The following is an 18,570-nucleotide window of genomic DNA, read 5'->3' as shown; positions in this document are numbered from 1 at the left end:
GGAGCGACGATGACTTTTCCTCTCTCTTTGTCGGGGCAGCAGTTTATCGCCGGACGTCGGGTGGCAAGTGGGGCGGCAACGCTCCCGAGCCTGCGCGCCGTAGACGGCGAACCGACCGGATACCGTTTTAGCCCGGCCTCCCGCGAGGAGGCCGCTGACGCGGCGCAGGCCGCCGCACTGGCTTTCCCGGTCTACTCACAGACGTCGCCGGAAGAACGCGCCCGCTTTCTCGATACCCTCGCCAGCGAGCTGGATTTGCTCGGCGAGGACTTTTTCGCCATCGCCCATCAGGAGACGGCCCTGCCGCTCCTCCGCCTGCAGGGCGAGCGGGCCCGCACCAGCACTCAGCTGCGCCTGTTTGCCGACGTGCTGCGCCGGGGCGATACCTGTGGCGTGCGGATCGATACCGCGTTGCCGGAACGTCAGCCTCTGCCTCGCCCGGACCTGCGCCAGTATCTCACCGCCATCGGCCCGGTGGCGGTGTTCGGTGCCAGTAATTTCCCGCTGGCCTTCTCCACGGCAGGGGGCGATACCGCCTCTGCGCTGGCGGCAGGCTGTCCGGTAGTGGTGAAAGCCCATCCCGGACATATGGCCACGGCGGAGATGACCGCGCAGGCCATCGTGCGCGCCGTTGAGAAATCGGCCCTTCCCGCCGGTGTCTTCAACATGATTTTTGGCACCGATATTGGCGCTGAGCTGGTGCGTCATCCGGCGATTCAGGCGGTGGGCTTTACCGGTTCTTTACGCGGCGGCAAGGCGCTCTGGCAGCTGGCGCAGCAGCGTGCGCAGCCTATCCCGGTTTTCGCAGAGATGTCGGCCATTAACCCGCTGATTATCCTGCCCCAGGCTCTGGCCAGCCGGGGGCAGACGCTGGCCCGCGAACTGGTGGCCTCGTTCACGCTCGGCTGTGGGCAATTTTGCACCAAGCCGGGGCTGATCCTGGCGTTGCGGGGAGAGGGCTTCACCCCCTTCACCGACGCGCTCAGGAAGGCGGTGCAGCAGGCTCCGGCCCAGACCATGCTCAACGGCCCGACGCTGGAACACTACGCGGAAGGCGTTACGGCCTTTGAGGCGCACCCCGCACTTCAGCGGCTGGCGGAAAGCGAGGCGTCAGCTGCCGGGCGCGCGCCGGCCCGGCTCTATCAGGCACCGGCTTCGCTGCTGCTGGCGCAAGATCCGCTGTTACAGCAGGAGGTGTTTGGCCCGCTGGCAGTGCTGGTGGAGGTGGCGGATGAGACCGAGCTGAACGCCATTATGCGTGCAATAGCGGGGCAGCTTACCGTCACCGTCCATGCGGAATCTGACGACCAGCCGCTGGCGCAACGTCTGCTGCCCGCGCTGGCGGAGAAAGCCGGACGCGTGCTGTTTAACGGTTATCCCACCGGGGTAGAAGTATGCGATGCCATGGTACACGGCGGCCCGTGGCCGGCGACCACCGATTCACGCGGTACGTCGGTGGGGACCAAAGCTATCGAGCGATTTTTACGTCCGGTGTGCCTGCAAAACGTGCCTGCCCCGCTGCTGCCACCTGCCGTACAGGATGCCAACCCACTGAACCTGCTGCGCCTGATTAACGGGCAGTGGACCCGGGAAGCGATTTCCCCCTCTGTTGACTGAAGGGCTTGACCATGACGATCCACTCTACACACCACACTCAGACCCGCGTTGTTGAGTCAGGAAGATTTAAAAAGCAGCTTACGTTAACCGACCTGACGTTTATTGGTCTGGGGGCGATATTTGGTTCCGGCTGGTTGTTTGCCGCCAGCCATGTGGCATCCATTGCCGGGCCAGCAGGCATCGCCTCGTGGGTGATAGGGGGGATCGCCGTGCTGCTGCTGGGGATTGTCTATTGTGAGCTGGGGGCAGCGCTGCCCCGTGCCGGCGGTATTATTCGTTACCCGGTCTTTTCTCACGGCGAGCTGATGGGCTATTTGTTGGGCTTTATCACGTTGATCGCCTTTTCGAGCCTGATTTCCATTGAGATCGTCGCCGCTCGCCAGTATGCGGCAGCCTGGTTCCCGAGCCTGACCCAGCCGGGATCCAGAGCGCCAACCTTACTGGGGTGGGTCGTCCAGTTTCTGCTGCTCTGCTTTTTCTTTGGTCTGAACTATTACAGCGTCAAAACCTTCGCACGTTCAAACAACATCATCAGTGTTTTGAAGTTCTTAGTGCCGCTGGCGGTGGTGATCACGCTGTTTACCTTCTTCAAACCCGAGAATCTGCATGTTCAGGGATTTGCGCCATTCGGTATGTCGGGGGTTGAAGCGGCGATCAGCGCCGGCGGAATTATCTTTGCGTATCTGGGGCTGACGCCGATTATTTCGGTGGCAAGCGAGGTGAAAAATCCACAACGCACCATCCCGGTGGCGCTGATTTTATCGGTAGTGTTGTCGACGGTCATTTACGTGCTGTTGCAGTTGGCCTTTCTGGGCAGTATTCCGACCAGCATGTTGAACGGCGGCTGGGCGGAGATCGGCAAGCAGTTCTCGCTGCCGTATCGCGATATCGCCATTACGCTCGGCATGGGCTGGCTGGCCTTTATGGTGGTAAGCGATGCCATTATTTCTCCCAGTGGAACCGGCAATATCTATATGAATGCCACGCCGCGCGTCATCTACGGCTGGGCAAAAGCGGGCACCTTCTTTAAGGCGTTTACCCATATCGATAAAGAGTCCGGCATTCCGCGCCCGGCGCTGTGGCTGACCTTTGGGCTGTCGATCTTCTGGACGTTGCCGTTCCCCTCATGGGAACAGCTGATCAGCGTGGTGTCAGCGGCGCTGGTGCTGAGCTATGCCATCGCCCCGGTGACGGCGGCCGGGCTGCGCCGTAATGCGCCGGACCTGCCGCGTCCGTTCCGCGTGCGGGCCTTTGGCATTATCGGACCGGTATCCTTTGTTATCTCCGCGCTGATTGTGTTTTGGTCGGGATGGGGCACCCTGTCGTGGCTGTTGGGGCTGCAAATAGTCATGTTTGTGGTCTATATACTGTGTAAATCAAAAGTGCCGGTGCATACCGTGAGCCTGGCGCAGCAGGTGAAATCCTCCCTGTGGCTGATCGCGTTCTACGCGCTGATCATGCTCTTCTCCTGGCTGGGCAGTTTTGGCGGTATGAATGTGATTGGGCATCCCTGGGATACGGTGGTGGTGGCCGTGATGTCGCTGGGAATTTACTACTGGGGCGAGCGGACCTGCCTGCCGCAGGCTAACTTCACCGGAGACGAGGAAGAGTAAAGGAGACCGGAATGGAGGGGATAATACTCTCGTTAACAGAGGCCTATGCGCTGGCCTATAAGGTGCTGCGTGGGAATGGATTCAGTGAGGAGCACGCGGCCGTGGTGGCGCAAAACGTGACCAACGGCGAGCGTGATGGCTGCCCCTCCCACGGGCTATGGCGGCTGTTGGGTATTGTCGCGACTTTGCGCAAGGGGAAGGTGTCGCCCGATGCGGAGCCTGTTATCTCTGATATCGCGCCTGCCATTGTGAAGGTGGATGCCGGTGGGGCATTTTCCCTACTGGCATTTGAGAAAGCGCTGCCGTTGCTGATTGAAAAGGCGCGGCACAGCGGTATTGCCGCACTGGCAATTAATCGCTGTGTCCACTTTTCAGCCCTGTTCGCCGATGTGGAGCCACTGACGGACGCGGGGCTGGTGGCGCTGGCGACCACCCCCAGCCATGCATGGGTTGCGCCGGCAGGCGGTACGCAGCCGCTGTTTGGCACTAACCCCATCGCCTTTGGCTGGCCACGCGGAGACAGGCCGCCGTTTATTTTCGATATGGCTACCAGCGCGGCGGCGCGGGGTGAAATCCAGCTGCATCAGCGGGCGGGAAAAGCGGTGCCGGAAGGATGGGGGATCGACAGTGAAGGCCATGCGACCACCGACGCGCAGGCGATCCTCGATGGCGCCATGCTGACCTTTGGCGGACATAAAGGCTCGGCGCTGGCGGCAATGGTTGAGCTGATCGCCGGGCCGCTGATTGGCGATATGACCAGTGCGGAATCGCTGGCGTGGGATGATGGCGCAGGGGGCTTACCCTATGGCGGCGAGCTGATTCTGGCTCTGGATCCTGCCCGCTTCCTGGGGGATGAGGCACCGGTACATCTGGCGCGCGCCGAGACGCTTTTTTCCGGGATGCAACAGCAGGGTGCGCGGCTGCCTGGCGAGCGCCGCTACCTTTCCCGGGCCCGCAGCATCCGGGATGGCGTGGAGATAACCCACTCGCTTTTCAGCGATATATCCATGCTGGCAAAATAAATATCGGCATCATCAAAATAACCTGAGGGATTATGTCCCTCTTCTCAGTACGTTTTTCGTAAAGTTTTCCATTTCCAGGCCGAAAATTCTGTACCTGTCTGGTGGAATGAGAAATCATGTTAAATCGTATCAAGATTGTTACCAGCTTATTGCTGGTATTGGTTATTTTTGGCCTTTTACAACTCACATCCGGTGGTCTTTTCTTTAATGCCCTGAAGCATGACAAAGAAAACTTCACCGTTCTGCAAACCATTCGTCAGCAACAATCCACGCTTAACGGCAGCTGGGTGGCGTTGCTGCAAACCCGTAACACCCTGAACCGCGCGGGCATCCGCTACATGATGGATCAGAACAACATCGGGAGCGGCGCGACCGTGAACGATCTGATGCAGATTGCTTCTGCTTCCCTGAAGCAGGCGGAAAAAAACTGGGCGGATTACGAAGCTCTGCCGCGCGACCCGCGTCAGAGTGAAGGCGCCGCGCTGGAGATCAAACGTAACTACGACATCTATCACGGTGCGCTGGCCGAGCTGATCCAGCTGCTGGGTGCGGGCAAGATCAATGAGTTCTTCGATCAGCCGACCCAGGGTTATCAGGACGGCTTTGAGAAGCAGTACGTTAACTACCTGCAGCAGAACGATCATCTGTACCAGACCGCTGTCGATGACAGCAACAGCTCCTACAGCCAGGCGATCTGGATCCTGGGTAGCGTGCTGATCCTGGTGCTGGTGGTGATCGTCGCCGTCTGGGGTGGCATCCGTCACGCCCTGATCGTGCCGCTGAACCGTCTGACCGACAGCATTCGCCATATCGCCAGCGGCGACCTGGTGAAGCGCATCGAGGTCGAGGGGTCTAACGAGATGGGTCAGCTGGCTGATAACCTGCGTCATATGCAGGCTGAGCTGATGCGTACCGTGGGCGACGTGCGTAATGGCGCTAATGCCATTTACAGCGGCGCGAGCGAAATCTCCATGGGCAACAACGATCTCTCCTCCCGTACCGAGCAGCAGGCGGCCTCGCTGGAAGAGACCGCAGCCAGCATGGAAGAGCTGACCGCGACCGTGAAGCAGAACGCCGAGAACGCCCGTCAGGCAAGCCATCTGGCGCTGAGCGCGTCCGAGACCGCGCAGAAAGGCGGTAAAGTGGTGGATAACGTGGTGCAGACCATGCGCGACATCGCCGGCAGTTCGCAAAAGATTGCCGATATCATCAGCGTGATCGACGGTATCGCCTTCCAGACCAACATCCTGGCACTGAACGCGGCGGTTGAAGCGGCGCGTGCCGGTGAGCAGGGTCGTGGTTTTGCGGTGGTGGCCGGTGAAGTGCGTAACCTGGCCCAGCGCAGCGCCCAGGCCGCTCGCGAGATCAAGAGCCTGATTGAAGACTCCGTGGGTCGCGTTGAGCTGGGGTCTACCCTGGTCGAGAGCGCCGGTGAAACCATGGGCGAGATCGTCAGCGCGGTGACCCGCGTGACCGACATCATGGGCGAAATCGCCTCTGCGTCCGACGAGCAGAGCCGCGGTATCGACCAGGTGGGCCTGGCGGTTGCCGAGATGGATCGCGTCACGCAGCAGAACGCCTCCCTGGTGCAGGAGTCTGCGGCAGCGGCGGCGGCACTGGAAGAGCAGGCGAGCCGCCTGACTCAGGCGGTGGCGGTGTTCCGTATTCAGCAGGAGCAGCAGAAAGCCCGCGCGCACGCGGCGGTGAAAACCGTTGCCACGCCGGTAACGACCCGTAAAGCGGCCGTTTCCGACAGCGGTGATAACTGGGAAACCTTCTGATGTAGCACAGCGCCCTGTTCAGGCAGGGCGCTGTTGTTGTGCCCGGCGGCGCTTCGCTTGCACGGACCGACGATTTTGTAGGCCGGGTAAGGCGAAGCCGCCACCCGGCAATATTACTGCTGGCGCGGATCGCTGATCGGCTGACGCACCAGGAAGATATAGGCTAACGCCCCCAGCGCCGTGACGCAGCCGCAGATAATCAGCGCCAGGCGGAACGAGTGGGTGGTGTCAACGATAAACCCGGTGACAATCGGCGCAAACGAGGCGCAGATGAAACTGGCGAAGTTTTGAATGCTGCCTACCGAGGCGGTCATGCGTGATGCCACGGCAACGTGGATCAGGCCCCAGCACGACGTTCCCGCAAAGTGGATGCAGAACAGCGCCATCCCAATCAGCAGTACCGCGCTCATCGCCGTGGTTGCCTCCGGTACCACGAAGGTAAAGGCGGCCGAACATAACATCCCACTGATAATACACAGCTTACGGCTGCGGACCGGTGCCATGCCGCGTTTCACCAGCGCATCGGTGGTGAAGCCGTTGACTAACATGCCCGCCGCGCCAAACAGGAACGGAATGGCCGCCATCAGGCCGGTGCTTTTGAGATCCAGGTTATAGGCGGTTTGCAGATAGCCGGGCAGCCAGGCCAGATAGAGCCAGGCGGTGTAGTTGATGCCGCTGAAGCCCAGCATCATCCCCCACATGGTGCGGTTGCGGAACAGGCTGCGCCATTCGGCAAAGCTTAAGGGATCGCGTCGGGCATTGACGCTGCCAGCGTTGAGGTACGCCTGCTCGACGCCGCTCAGCGCCAGCTCCTCGCGGTTGCGATAGAGCATGTACCAGCCAATGGCGAGGAAAATGCCCAGCACGCCGATGGTGACAAACATTCCACGCCAGCCCATCACCAGCATCATCGCCGCCAGCAGCGGCGGGCTGATCGCCACGCCGATGGTTGAAGCGGCGTTGAAAAAGCCCATCGGACGGCCACGCTCTTTGATGTTGAACCAGTCGTTGATCACCTTCACCCCGCACGGGTTCATCGGCGCTTCGCCAATCCCCATCCCGATGCGCACCAGCACGAACTGGGTGAAGCTGTGGACCATCCCGGACATCGCCTGGAACAGCGACCAGAAGAACATCCCCAGCCCCAGCATCAGGCGCGGGCCTTTGCGATCCAGCAGCGGACCGCAGGGCAGCTGCGCGATGCCATACGCCAGCGAGAACACCGACAGCAGGGCGCCAATCTGAGTGGCGCTGAGCCCCAGCTCTTCGCGGATGGTTAAATTCGCCACCGACAATGAACTGCGATCGAGGTAATTAATCACCGCGGCGAAAAATAATAACAGCATCGCTGTGGTTTGAATGCGCTTAATTCGCGCGCTTCGCTGAATAGCACCTGTTGGCGGCAGAGAAATATCGGGTACATTTTCTTTGTCAAAGGTGGTCTGCGGGTCGAGAGTTATATTGCTTTTTTCCACGCCGGACTCCTGAATTATTGTATGGTTATTTCTCTGGTTTAGTTATTAGAGAAATATCAATAACGACAGGTGATGGAATAACCTCATTCATCACCACTCACGAAAAATAAGTCGACTCCCGGTGAGCATAGGCAGCCGTTATTTTCCCGCGTGTGCCCGATCGCGGAAGCGTGCAGTCCGTAAAGATTTGCTGTTTTTAATCGGTACTTAATAAAAGACCGTCGCGCTCTGTTTGATGGAGCGAATCATCGACTGTTTGGCGGTGTTCAGATGGTTACGCATCGCCAGGTTGGCATCGAGATCGCTGCGGCAGATCAGCGCGCTGAGGATGGTCATGTGCTCGTCGATGGCGATGATATTGCGCTGCTTGAGGTCGCTCTCGTCCCACTGGTAGTGGAAATGGAAGATAAACGAGATGATCTCCAGCGACTGGTTGAAAAAGATATTGTTGGCGGCGGAGAGCAGCAGGGAGTGGAAGTCGCGATCCAGCCGGGAGAACTGGCGAAAGCTGTCGCCAATGCTGTCGCGCAGGGCGCGGTGCTCTTCCAGCAGGGTACGGGCCTGCAGCCAGCGCGGGTCGCTGTCGGGCAGGTTGAGGAAATGCTGCAGCGCGTGGGTCTCCAGCATTTCGCGCAGCTCGAACAGCTGCTCGGCCCACGACTGGTCGAACTGCTTCATCCGCCACTGGCCGCGTTTCTCACTCTCAATCAGGTTATAGCGACTGAATTTAAGTAAGTACTCCCTTACCACCACCGGGCTGACGCCTGCGCTGCGCGCCAGCTCCAGCTCGGAAAAGGCCTCACCGGCACGCAGGATGCGCTGGTTAATCATGGTTAAAAAACTCTGCTCAAACAGCCGGGTCTGCTCAACCAGCGGGGCGATTTCACAGGTGAATCCGTCCCCGGCGTCGGGCTTACGGGCGATCACGTAGTCAGCGTTGACCCGCGTCAGAACGCCGCACTCGCACAGGTGGGCCTGGATATGGCGCACGGTGGTACGGCTGATGTTGTACATCTCCGCCAGCGCGCTCTGCGACGGCAGCGGCGACGGAATATGCCCCCGGGCCATATCGTCGATCACCTGGTTAATCACGTTATGGCGCAAATTTTGTGAACGGCTCATGGGTATTCCTTCTGATAGCGGGAGGGCAATTAAAACCCTATTTAAAACGGCTTTATGCGCGGGAATTCACACTTCCTGTTTTTGCCTGCCCGTTATTTCGCGTTTTCATCAATATCTGAAACCACGACAGAATGGGAGAGAGAAAAAATGACGACGATGAATACGCTGGTGTGCCAGGAGCCGAAAAAATTATTGTGGGCACAAAGGGAAGTGCCGATTCCCAGGGATAACGAAGCGCTGATAAAAATAAAAACCGTGGGTATTTGCGGAACCGATATACATGCCTGGGGCGGCAATCAGCCCTTTTTTAATTATCCCCGTGTGCTTGGGCATGAAATATGTGGCGAGGTGGTGGGCTTAGGCAAAAATATCCGCACGCTGCAAAAAGGCCAGCAGGTAGCGGTTATTCCTTACGTGGCCTGCCAGCAGTGTCCGGCCTGTCAGAGCGGCAAAACCAACTGCTGCGAAGCCATCTCGGTGATCGGCGTGCATCAGGACGGCGGTTTTAGCGAGTATCTGTCGGTACCGGTGAGCAATCTGCTGCCCGCCGACGGCATCGACCCGGAGGCGGCGGCGCTGATCGAGCCCTTTGCCATCAGCGCCCATGCGGTGCGCCGGGCGGCGATTCAGCCGGGGGAGCGGCTGCTGGTGGTCGGGGCCGGACCGATTGGTCTGGGGGCGGCGGCCATTGCCCATGCGGATGGCGCGAACGTGGTGGTGGCCGACACCAGCCCCGCCCGGCGGGAGCATGTTCAGGCCTGTCTCGGTGTGCCGACGCTGGATCCCTCCGCGGCTGATTTCACTGACCAGCTACGGGCGCAGTGCGGCGGCGCGCTGGCGCAGAAAGTGATCGATGCCACCGGCAATCCGCAGGCGATGAACAATACCGTCAACCTGATCCGCCACGGCGGCACCATCGTCTTTGTCGGGCTGCATAAGGGCGATCTGCAGTTTTCCGATCCGGAGTTCCACAAGAAAGAGACCACTATCATGGGCAGCCGTAACGCCACCGGGGAGGATTTCGCCAAAGTAGGGCGGCTGATGGCCGAAGGCAAACTGACGGCAGAGATGATGCTGACCCACCGCTACGCGTTTCGCGAGCTGGCAGAGGTGTACGAGGCGGAGGTGATTAATAATCGCGGTCTGATTAAGGGCGTGATTGCGTTTTAAGCTTGCCATGCAGCGCCCGGGGTCCGTTTGGGCGCTGTTTTTTTTAAGCAATTAACCTTCGGCGTTCACCACTTTGATCTCCACCATGCCGATCCCCAGCTGACGCGGGGAGTGGCCGAGGATATTCCCCTCGTTGGTGGATTCCGGCGCAGGCGGCACAATCACCAGCGTGCTGCTGCGCGACGGGTTGTCGAAATGCAGCGTGGTGGTGGTGACGTCGTTACCGAGAGTCAGGGTCTGCTCTTTATCGCCAATGCGCACCGGAATGGGTTTATTGGCGTTCGGTCCCCAGGCTTTGGCGGTGATCACCAGATCGAATTTCGCCGGCAGCGGCTGGTTATATTCGATCTTCACCTCATCCCCCAACTGGGCATTGGACCAGCGTCCCCAGGATTCCGGGCGGGAAATGCCGCTGAACTGCTTCACCTCTTCCGGCGCACCCGCCACGTTAAAGACGAAGCTGTCGGCCTTGTAGCGGATGTCGTTGTCGGAGACTTTCAGCATATCGACGTTGCGTTGATAGCGGTCGGTGCTGATGACGGTATCTTTAAAGGCCGTTTTGCCCTTCCACTGCGCTTTATCGACGTGCTGTACCGTCTGCTCGCCGCCCAGCTGCCCCTGAGAAACACACCAGTCAGTGGAGAGCGACAGCGGCTGCGACCACAGCTGACCCATCTTGTAGCAGCGATCGACCCAGACGAAGTTATCCCGCGGGGCGAAGTCGGCCAGCTGGTAGCGCAGCGGGGCGGAGTATTCGCTTTCCGGCAGCGGTTCGACCCGTTTATCGGAGACGCGCAGCAGCAGCGGCAGACGGAAATGGCTCCCGGAGAAGGCCATCATGTTTTTCTGGCTGTCGATGGTGAAGTCTTTCAGCTCTTTCGGGAAATTCCACAGGCGGATCACGTCCGGTTTCCACGCCAGCACTTTGTCCTTCATGTTGAGGAACACCTCTGACAGCGACTGCCCGGAGAGACTGCTGCGGCCGAGGCCGATAAAGTTATCCCCGCCAAGAATATCCAGCACCGTTGCGCCGTTATCCATGGTGTTGCGCTTCACGGCCATCACCTCCTGCTGAGGTTTATCGCCACGCAGCACAAAGAACAGGTTGTTACGATCCTGCTTGTTCAGTGCATCCCAGGCGGTGTTTTTCATCGCCAGATGGTCGGAAGAGACCACGATCACCGTGTTTTTGAAGTACGGCGAGGCTTTGATTTTTTCGATCAGCGCCGCGATATGCTCCTGGCTACAGCCCACCGCACTGAACGACTGATTCGGTTTGCCGTCAATGGCGTAGCTCTTGCGCTGGCAAGTGCGGGAGATAAAGCCATCCGGGTGGTGAGTGTCCACCGTCAGGGCAAACAGCGAGAAACGTTTGCCGGACTGTGACAGCTCCTCGAATTTTTTCCAGGTTTCATCCAGCACCGTGTCGTCGTAGAAGCCCCAGTCGTTGCGGTAAGCGGGGTCAGCGACGGTTGTTTTTAACTCTTCTGCGCCGTACAGATGGTCAAAACCGTGGGATTGCAGGAACACGTCTTTCCCGGCGAAGCGCAGGTTGGCACCCTGCATAAAGTAGTTCTCGTATCCGGAGTTTTTCAGGATATCGCCAAGGCAGATATTCTGCGGGAAGAAGCTGGAGACCGAGGCCGAGGCGTTACCTTCAAAGGGGGCGAATAGCGGGATACCGCACTGGGAGGCGACCATCCCGGCGATGGTGTAGTCGGTACCGGGCAGCTGCGCGGTGTGGCTGAAATCGATCCCTTCGTTCTTGATGGCGCCCAGCTCCGGGGCGAGGTCCGGGAAGGCGTCGTTATCGAAATAGGTACGCTCAAGGCTCTCGCCATAGATATAGACGAGGTTCAGCTTCGGATTGGGAATGGTTTTGCCCGGCTCTTTATAGTACGCCGCGAAGTCGGGATCGCCATCGCGCGACTGCGATTTCACCAGCTCGGTGATCTGATGGAACGCCGGGCTGGCGTCTACCGAGGCGAGCGCCAGCACCAGCGCCAGCAGGCTGTAACCGAGATGATGCGGATGGTGACGGCGGCGGCGCAGGATCCAGCCCAGCAGGGCAAAGACGCTCACCAGCGCAACCACCACGCCAACGCCAGGAAGTACGTACTTACTAACCCCTGCGCCGGTCAGGCTGTTGGTCAGAGTATAAAGGACGGCATCGTTGATCCCATCCCCGGTAAAATAATCGCTGGCATAGAGCGTAATGTTTAAAACGACAAACAGCCCCAGCACCAGAAGGGTGACGGCAAACCACCAGGTATTACGACCCGCCTTGCGGGCATAAATCACCACCGAGGCGATAAACAGGGCAACAGAAATAAACTCTGACAACAACTTATCCTCAATAAGGGCAGTCGCTGGTTAGCGGACTAACTGTATAATTTTTGGGTTATACAATGTAATGGCGATGCCATTTAGCTGCAATTGTAGTGTCACGGAATTGTGCTGTTGTTAGGATTTGGTTTAGAAAACGCAATGTTTGATGGGCGTCGCTTTACGCGGAAGGGATAAACGCCGCGGCTCTCGTCGCGGCGCAGGAGGATCAGGAGATAAAGCTGAGTCCCTGTTTCAGGACAAAGTCACAGGCCTGGGCTTTGACCTTCTTTGCCAGCGGCGTGTTGCCGATGGTTTCCAGATTTAGCTGCTCGCCGTTACTGGCATTCAGCAGACCCTGGATCCCTTCCAGATAGTTGGTGTCCTGCTGCTGCTCTTGCGGGGTATCCAGCCCCAGTTTCCCCAACACCTGATTTTTAATATTGGTGGCATCGGTCATCGAGGCCAGCTTCTCTTTGGCGCAGTATTCGAGGATCCCGGCCGCGTTATTCATGTTGCTGGCGCTGAGCGACTGGCTGCCGTTGTTGAGCAGACCGGTCAGCGAGGAGAGGGAGAGACCGCCATTCTGGGATGGGGTGGTGGTGGTGCTGCTATTGCTGCTGCCCGCGCTAAGCTGGCTGGCGGCGCTGTTAAGCGTATCCTGCCAGGAGGAGGCGGCCTGTGCCGCACCGGTGACCAGCAGGGCGCTTACTGCGGCGCTGAGAAGAAAATGTGTTTTCATAGGAGCTACTCTGTCGATTGCCCGCCGGGGCGGATTGGCTGGCAGTATAAACCCGCGCGGCACCGGACATCCCGGGTAAATATCCTAATACTCTTTACCGGTAACGCGGCTGCGATAGCTTTCCCAGTCAAAAATGACATACAGGCTGTTGCCGAGCTTCATGCGATCCATGACGCGCTCGCCCAGCAGGCGGGTCATCTCATCCACGTTGTGGTTGGTGAGCATGCCGGTAGGGCGCTTGGAGGAGGAGCGACGGTCGACGATCTGGTTGATGATCACTTTTTCATAGCGTGATTCGGTCTGGACGCCGATCTCATCGATCACCAGCAGATCCACGTTGCTGAGATCGTTCAGGAGCTGCTCTTCGCTGGTTTCCCGGTTGCTGAAGGTATCTTTCATCGCCGACATGATGTCGGCCACGGTGATGATCAGCACCGATTTGCCGCGCAGCAGCAGCTCGTTGCAGATGGCCGCCGCGAGGTGGTTTTTACCGGTGCCCGGCTTGCCGCTGAAGATAAAGCTGGCGATGTTGCCGTCGAACTCTTCGACATACTGGCGGGCCTGCTGCAGGGCTTTTAGCTGCCCCTGGCTCTCGACTTTGTAATTGTCGAAGGAGCAGTTCTGATGCAGGGGACGAATACCGGAGCGGTTAAAGGTGCGCTGCATCTTCATGGCGCGGTTCTCCCGGGCCAGCGCCGCAGCGCGGATCTCGCCCTGCTCCTTCTGCCATGCCAGCAGCTCTTCGCCAGTGGTAAAGGCCGGTTTGACGTTGGCAGGCATCATCTTTTGCAGACGTTTCATCAGTTCGCCGAACTCTTTCATTTGGCACCTCGGAATCCGTGGGGGATCTGTTTATCCGGTTCTGAAAAGGCATTCACGTCGCGTTTTGGCTGTGCGCTATTGCTGGCCCGGTTGATCTGTACGCTGCGCGCCAGCTTTTGCTGCCACTGAATATGATGGAAGACTTTGCCTTCCGCCTGCCAGTAAGCGGTAAAGGCGGCCAGCTCTTCCGGGGCGACAGGCTGGGTGAGGGCAATGCCCCACAGCGCCGCCTGGCGTTGAAAATCGGGGTCGGGCTGCCAGCCGTTATACATGGCGAATTTGCCCATCGGCACGGCAACCGGCGCGCTGGTGGGTTCGTCGAAGAATTGCGTATCCAGAGTGACATCGCTGGTCGGGCGCGACAGGCGCGCTTCAAGCTCCAGCAGCTGAGCCAGACGCTGCGGCGTGATCGCATAAAAAGCCGGTGCGTTATCGGCAAAAACGGCGACAGTACCGCCTTCAGCATTGGCCAGCACGCCGCGGGGATCGTGCATAAAGGCATCAATGCCAGTGACGCTGGTGGTCAGGATTCTGGAGGACATAATACTTCTCTACTGAATTACTGCGGACGTGATATGGGCTTATGGTAGCACAGAGAGGAGGGGGCAGGCAGGGGTCTGATACCCGCTCCCTGCTCCCCTGAAAATCAGGAGATAATGTTCAGCGTTACATCAATATTGTTGCGGGTCGCATTGGAGTACGGGCAGACAATATGTGCCGCATCGACCAGCTTTTTCGCCTCGGCGGCGTCCATTCCCGGCAAATGAATATTCAGCTTCGCTTCAATACCAAACCCGGTCGGCAGCGGGCCGATCCCCACTTCCCCTTCAATAAAGGCGTCCTGCGGCATAGTGATTTTGTCGCGGTTAGCCACAAACTTCATCGCGCCGAGGAAACAGGCCGAATAGCCAGCGGCAAACAGCTGTTCCGGGTTGGTTACTTCACCGCCCGCGCCGCCCATCTCTTTGGGGACACCCAGTTTGACATCCAGAACGCCGTCGGACGAGGTCGCGCGGCCATCACGGCCCCCGGTGGCTTTGGCCTTAGCGGTATAGACAACTTTCTCTAAAGACATGGCAGGTTCCTTATTTAAGGGTTGTGTGCAAGCTATGGACAGGTATAACGCAAGGCAACCTGAACCGCCATCTTTCGGTAGTGCTGGCGCTGGGCTTGCTCATCGGCCCCGTCTTCAAACAGCAGGGTGAAGGTGTAGCTGTTGGCCACATAGTGAAAGCTGAAGCTGCTGATCAGGCGATGCAGATCGCGGGCGTTGACCGTCTGGTTAAACAGCTGCTTCGCCTTACCGCGCTCAAGGATGGTTTCCAGCAGTTCAAGGGCGCTACGGTTCACCTGGCGCAGCAGCGCCGACTGCTGCATAAAGCGTCCGCGCTGCATGTTCTCCATGCAGATAATGCGGATGTAGTCCGGGTGGTCAGCGTGATAATCGAAGGTGGTTTCGACCAGATGCACCAGGGCTTCAACCGGCGGCAGCGCATCAAGACTGAGCTGCTTTTCGCTGGCGCGGATCTGGGTGTAGACATACTCCAGCACCAGCAGATAGAGGTTTTCTTTGGTCTTAAAGTGATACACCACCATGCGTTTGGTGGTGCCTGCTTTCTCGGCAATCTGCTCCATGCGCGCGCCGTTCAGTCCGTACTCGGCAAACAGCGAGAGGGCGCTGAGAAAAATTTTGTCTTTCAGGCGGGATCCGTCGCTGTTTTCTGCGTGTTCGCTGTCAGGGGTAGACACATCCGTTCCTTACTTAGCCACATGAGAACAGAGGATTATCGCCACGACAGCGGGATAACACAACTCTCAGACCCGGGGGCGCTTACGGTAGAGCCAGAGCCCGGGGATCGACAGCCCGATGGAGAGCGCGCCGACAATCGACGAGGCTTTAAGGAAGTTAGTCAGCAGCATGATCATCTGCGCCTCGCTGTAGCCAAAATGGCTGATCTTCACCGCCGAAATCATCGCGGTATAGGCAGAGATCCCCGGAAACATCGGGATCACCGCCGCGACGGTAAAGACCTTTGGGTGCGCCAGATACCAGCGCGACCACTGGATCCCGATGCTGCCGACCAGCATCGAGGCCATAAAGGTCGACCATTCGATGTTCAGCCCGGCGCTCATCATTGTCATCCGCGAGCCATGCCCTATCGCCCCCAGCAGCGCACACCAGGGGAGGGCGCGACGGGGAACGTTAAACACCATGGCAAAACCCACCGCCGGAATCGCTGCCAGCAGCATGTCCTGGGCCAGCGCCCACACAAAATCGATTACGCCCATCCGCGAAGTCCCCACAACGTCATGGCCATCACCACCCCGATACAGGTGGCCAGGGTCAGTAAACTGGCAATCGCCCAGCGCGCAAGGCCGGTATTGATGTGCCCTTTAAACATATCGGCCACCGCATTGATCAGCGGAAACCCCGGCACCAGCAGCAGCACGCTGGCGGCCATGGCGATGGTGGGGGTAGTGGCAAAGGCCGGGACCCGCAGCAGCAGGCCGGACACTGTGGTGGCGACAAAGGCGGTGATGCAGAAGTTAATTTGCGGGTGCAGATGCCGGTGCGTCAGCATCTGGCGCACGTACATGGCGAGGGTGCTGGCAATTAACGTGACAAAAGCGCCGTCCCAGCCGCCGTTATTGAGTTTGCAGAAGCAGGCGCAGGAGAGGCCGACCATCAGCACGACCAGCCAGCGCGGATAGCGCAGCGGCTTGATTTGGCTGAAGCGTTTTTCGACCCCCGGCGCATCCAGCAGCTTATGTTCCGCCATGATCACGATGTGCTGCACCTCGGTAACGACGTGCATGTTGATCCCGCGATCCTGGTTTTTGCGCGTGGATGTCAGGCACTGGCCCGCTTTAATGGTGGTCAGCACAATAGCATTCGAGGAGATCGAACTCTCCACGCTGTCCATTCCCAGCGCCAGCCCCAGTCGTGTGGAAAGCTCCTCGACCAGGGCGCTCTCTGCGCCGTGTTGCAATAAAAAAAGGCCGCACTGAATACACAGTCGCGTGGCGGCCCGTTGTGATGACTGATCTGCCTGCATCTGTTGCCCTGAGGAGAGAGTGACGGTTGGATGGTTACAATGGTTACTTTTAGCACACAACCCGGTGACGCTTGCTCTGGGTTAGATCAAGGTTTAGGCAGATTAGCGCAGCATGATTCTATTAAGAGGGGAACAATTAATTATTAATTATTATGGGTTTTATATTTATATAGTTATATTTTTTATATTTAGAATATCTAACGCACTGTTGTGGATAATATCATGGCTAAGGGGTTAACATTTAATGCTATTTTTGCGATATTAAGGGAGGTTTTGGCGGCGTATAAATTTGTGATGCTGGTTCTTATCGCACTCTCATTTCGCTCAGCTAATGAAAAAGGAAAAACATTACATTTTTACGTCGCCCTGTAAAAGACGCAGGTATTTCAACTGGATGAAAGACGTGGAATAATTGTATGAATGGATTCGAAGCGCCAATGCCGTCTATAAGTTGTAAAAGCGCATTAATAATTAGTAAATCACCCATAATGCAAACCGGTCTCGGTAGCATTATGTCTCGTTATTTCCCGGAATATGAGCGCGCATTTAGCCGGTCGCACGAAGAACTGACGCTTCTTCAGCTACGCCGCGCCATCGTGGTTATAACGGATATTTCTGGCGATCAGCGTACTGCGCGTAGCCTCTGTGAACAGTATTACAGGCTACAAAATCAGTATCGGGACATTCACTGGATTTATCTGGTTCCGCGCGCCATTTATCCCCTCGCTGTCGAGCTTTTAATGCGGCCAGAAAGCACACTGCTTTCCGATATAGAGCCCATTGAAGGCGTGGTGAACGCCATTCGAGCCGGGAGCGCGCATGCGGAACGTATTAGTCAGACATTGTTAAAACCCGATCCGGATGAGCTTTATGACAATCAGGATGATGTCATGTTGACGTTTTCGGAACGAAAAGTGCTACGCCTGCTAGGCAAAGGATGGGGAATTAATCAGATCGCTGCATTACTGAAGAAAAGTAATAAAACGGTAAGCGCGCAAAAGAATAGCGCCATGAGAAGACTCTCCTTAACCAGTAATGCCGAAATGTATGCGTGGATTAACAGCACCAAGGGAATGAAAGAGCTGAGTTTATTCTCTGCCTACGGAGAGCAAGACGAATGGAAAAGAGCGCCGCAAAAAGACATATCGCTATCGTCGAAAAGTGCATGATGAGTGCGATGGGGCTGAAGCATCTGTTTACCAGCCCCGCACTGAATGGTTATGAAGTACACCTGTTTAATAACATCGCCAGTTTTCAATCCACACTTAATTTTGATCCGTATTCAACGTTAATTTACTCACTCTCGGATGAGCGTGAAGAACGACGCAATTGTCTGGTGTGTATCAAAGAGCTGGCCAGCACCCACGGTATGATTCAGCGGATTGTGCTGGCATCAGACGAGAAAGAAGCGAGCCTGATGAATCAGCTTTCGCCTTCACGTTTGCATGGGATCATTCTCAAGTCCGAGCCGCTGGCCGTTCTGCAGGAGCAGCTGAGCAAACTGCTGAATGAGAATCGCCGGGTGAATGACAGCATAAGCAATCACTGGAATATTCATCGTGGACGGTTGCTGAGCCCGACCGAACGCGCCATTTTACAGTTTATGTCCTGCGGCTATTCCATTCAGGAGATTGCCACCCGCCTGGAACGCAACATCAAAACCATTCGTGCGCATAAATTTAATGCCATGATGAAGCTCGGCGTGCATTCCGACGTGGGGCTGCTGGATGCGGCAGATATTCTGACGCACTTCCCGGTACCCGACCCCCGCGCGCCACGCTTCCTTACTGCGCTCCACTCCTGATCGGCGATATTGCGCCAGACG

18 protein-coding genes are annotated in these 18,570 nt (G+C 57.6%); 8 read left to right on the top strand and 10 right to left on the bottom strand.

The annotated features are described in order from the left end of the window. Window positions 1-9: 9 nt before the first annotated feature. The 4 genes from V7Q49_RS12470 to tsr all read left to right on the top strand — a co-directional run bounded on the left by V7Q49_RS12470 (window position 10) and on the right by tsr (window position 6,033). Entirely contained in the window at window positions 10-1,617 is a 1,608-nt protein-coding gene (locus tag V7Q49_RS12470) for an aldehyde dehydrogenase (NADP(+)) (protein WP_333852271.1), read from the top strand. Window positions 1,618-1,628: 11 nt separating this feature from the next. Further along, window positions 1,629-3,230, top strand: coding sequence for an APC family permease (locus tag V7Q49_RS12465; protein ID WP_333852269.1), 1,602 nt, complete (start codon window positions 1,629-1,631; stop codon window positions 3,228-3,230). Window positions 3,231-3,241: 11 nt separating this feature from the next. After that, window positions 3,242-4,252 carry an Ldh family oxidoreductase gene (locus V7Q49_RS12460; protein ID WP_333852267.1) on the top strand — a complete coding sequence of 337 codons (1,011 nt, stop codon included), beginning with the start codon at window positions 3,242-3,244 and terminating at the stop codon, window positions 4,250-4,252. A gap of 116 nt (window positions 4,253-4,368) precedes the next feature. After that, on the top strand, window positions 4,369-6,033 hold the full coding sequence (gene tsr, locus V7Q49_RS12455; protein ID WP_333852265.1) for a methyl-accepting chemotaxis protein: 1,665 nt from the start codon (window positions 4,369-4,371) through the stop codon (window positions 6,031-6,033). 113 nt (window positions 6,034-6,146) lie between these two features. Here the strand turns inward: tsr and V7Q49_RS12450 are convergent, their stop codons facing one another. Continuing rightward, a complete protein-coding gene (locus V7Q49_RS12450) occupies window positions 6,147-7,508 on the bottom strand; it encodes an MFS transporter (RefSeq protein WP_333852263.1) in 1,362 nt (453 codons plus the stop codon). A gap of 207 nt (window positions 7,509-7,715) precedes the next feature. Next, window positions 7,716-8,630, bottom strand: coding sequence for a GntR family transcriptional regulator (locus V7Q49_RS12445; RefSeq protein WP_333852261.1), 915 nt, complete (start codon window positions 8,628-8,630; stop codon window positions 7,716-7,718). A 147-nt stretch (window positions 8,631-8,777) separates the two neighbouring features. Here V7Q49_RS12445 and V7Q49_RS12440 point away from each other — a divergent pair, with 147 nt between their 5' ends. Beyond that, window positions 8,778-9,800, top strand: a complete 1,023-nt coding sequence (locus V7Q49_RS12440) for a zinc-binding alcohol dehydrogenase family protein (RefSeq protein WP_333852259.1) — start codon at window positions 8,778-8,780, stop codon at window positions 9,798-9,800. Window positions 9,801-9,851: 51 nt separating this feature from the next. On the opposite strand, the gene opgB is transcribed toward V7Q49_RS12440, so the two are convergent. The 8 genes from opgB to V7Q49_RS12400 all read right to left on the bottom strand — a co-directional run bounded on the left by opgB (window position 9,852) and on the right by V7Q49_RS12400 (window position 16,745). Next, the gene (opgB, locus tag V7Q49_RS12435; RefSeq protein ID WP_333852257.1) at window positions 9,852-12,143 is read right to left on the bottom strand and encodes a phosphatidylglycerol--membrane-oligosaccharide glycerophosphotransferase; all 2,292 of its coding nucleotides are present in this window, start codon (window positions 12,141-12,143) and stop codon (window positions 9,852-9,854) included. 211 nt (window positions 12,144-12,354) lie between these two features. Beyond that, window positions 12,355-12,867, bottom strand: coding sequence for a DUF2501 domain-containing protein (locus tag V7Q49_RS12430; RefSeq protein WP_333852255.1), 513 nt, complete (start codon window positions 12,865-12,867; stop codon window positions 12,355-12,357). Window positions 12,868-12,951: 84 nt separating this feature from the next. Next, window positions 12,952-13,689 carry a DNA replication protein DnaC gene (dnaC, locus tag V7Q49_RS12425; protein WP_039030489.1) on the bottom strand — a complete coding sequence of 246 codons (738 nt, stop codon included), beginning with the start codon at window positions 13,687-13,689 and terminating at the stop codon, window positions 12,952-12,954. Beyond that, window positions 13,686-14,231 carry a primosomal protein DnaT gene (dnaT, locus tag V7Q49_RS12420; RefSeq protein ID WP_333852254.1) on the bottom strand — a complete coding sequence of 182 codons (546 nt, stop codon included), beginning with the start codon at window positions 14,229-14,231 and terminating at the stop codon, window positions 13,686-13,688. The genes dnaC and dnaT overlap by 4 nt, the downstream gene beginning before the upstream one ends. 104 nt (window positions 14,232-14,335) lie before the next feature. Next, window positions 14,336-14,764 (bottom strand): organic hydroperoxide resistance protein, encoded by a 429-nt coding sequence (locus V7Q49_RS12415; protein WP_159340091.1) that lies wholly within the window; start codon window positions 14,762-14,764, stop codon window positions 14,336-14,338. A 32-nt stretch (window positions 14,765-14,796) separates the two neighbouring features. Continuing rightward, the gene (locus tag V7Q49_RS12410; protein ID WP_333852252.1) at window positions 14,797-15,438 is read right to left on the bottom strand and encodes a TetR family transcriptional regulator; all 642 of its coding nucleotides are present in this window, start codon (window positions 15,436-15,438) and stop codon (window positions 14,797-14,799) included. A gap of 66 nt (window positions 15,439-15,504) precedes the next feature. Continuing rightward, window positions 15,505-15,978, bottom strand: a complete 474-nt coding sequence (locus tag V7Q49_RS12405; protein WP_333852250.1) for a threonine/serine exporter — start codon at window positions 15,976-15,978, stop codon at window positions 15,505-15,507. Further along, on the bottom strand, window positions 15,969-16,745 hold the full coding sequence (locus tag V7Q49_RS12400; protein WP_333852248.1) for a threonine/serine ThrE exporter family protein: 777 nt from the start codon (window positions 16,743-16,745) through the stop codon (window positions 15,969-15,971). The genes V7Q49_RS12405 and V7Q49_RS12400 overlap by 10 nt, the downstream gene beginning before the upstream one ends. Window positions 16,746-16,967: 222 nt before the next feature. Here V7Q49_RS12400 and V7Q49_RS12395 point away from each other — a divergent pair, with 222 nt between their 5' ends. The 3 genes from V7Q49_RS12395 (at window position 16,968) to bglJ (ending at window position 18,549) form a co-directional block, all read left to right on the top strand. Further along, complete coding sequence (locus V7Q49_RS12395; protein WP_333852247.1) at window positions 16,968-17,117, top strand: hypothetical protein; 150 nt, start codon at window positions 16,968-16,970, stop codon at window positions 17,115-17,117. Window positions 17,118-17,182: 65 nt separating this feature from the next. Then, a complete protein-coding gene (locus tag V7Q49_RS12390; RefSeq protein ID WP_333852414.1) occupies window positions 17,183-17,914 on the top strand; it encodes a helix-turn-helix transcriptional regulator in 732 nt (243 codons plus the stop codon). Then, window positions 17,914-18,549: a DNA-binding transcriptional activator BglJ gene (gene bglJ / locus V7Q49_RS12385; RefSeq protein WP_333852412.1), complete on the top strand. Its 636-nt coding sequence runs from the start codon at window positions 17,914-17,916 to the stop codon at window positions 18,547-18,549. The genes V7Q49_RS12390 and bglJ overlap by 1 nt, the downstream gene beginning before the upstream one ends. Window positions 18,550-18,570 lie beyond the last annotated feature (21 nt).

The sequence above is a fragment of the Leclercia sp. genome (genome assembly GCF_036780805.1).
Classification (GTDB): domain Bacteria; phylum Pseudomonadota; class Gammaproteobacteria; order Enterobacterales; family Enterobacteriaceae; genus Enterobacter.
This window is presented reverse-complemented; position numbering and strand designations above follow the sequence as displayed.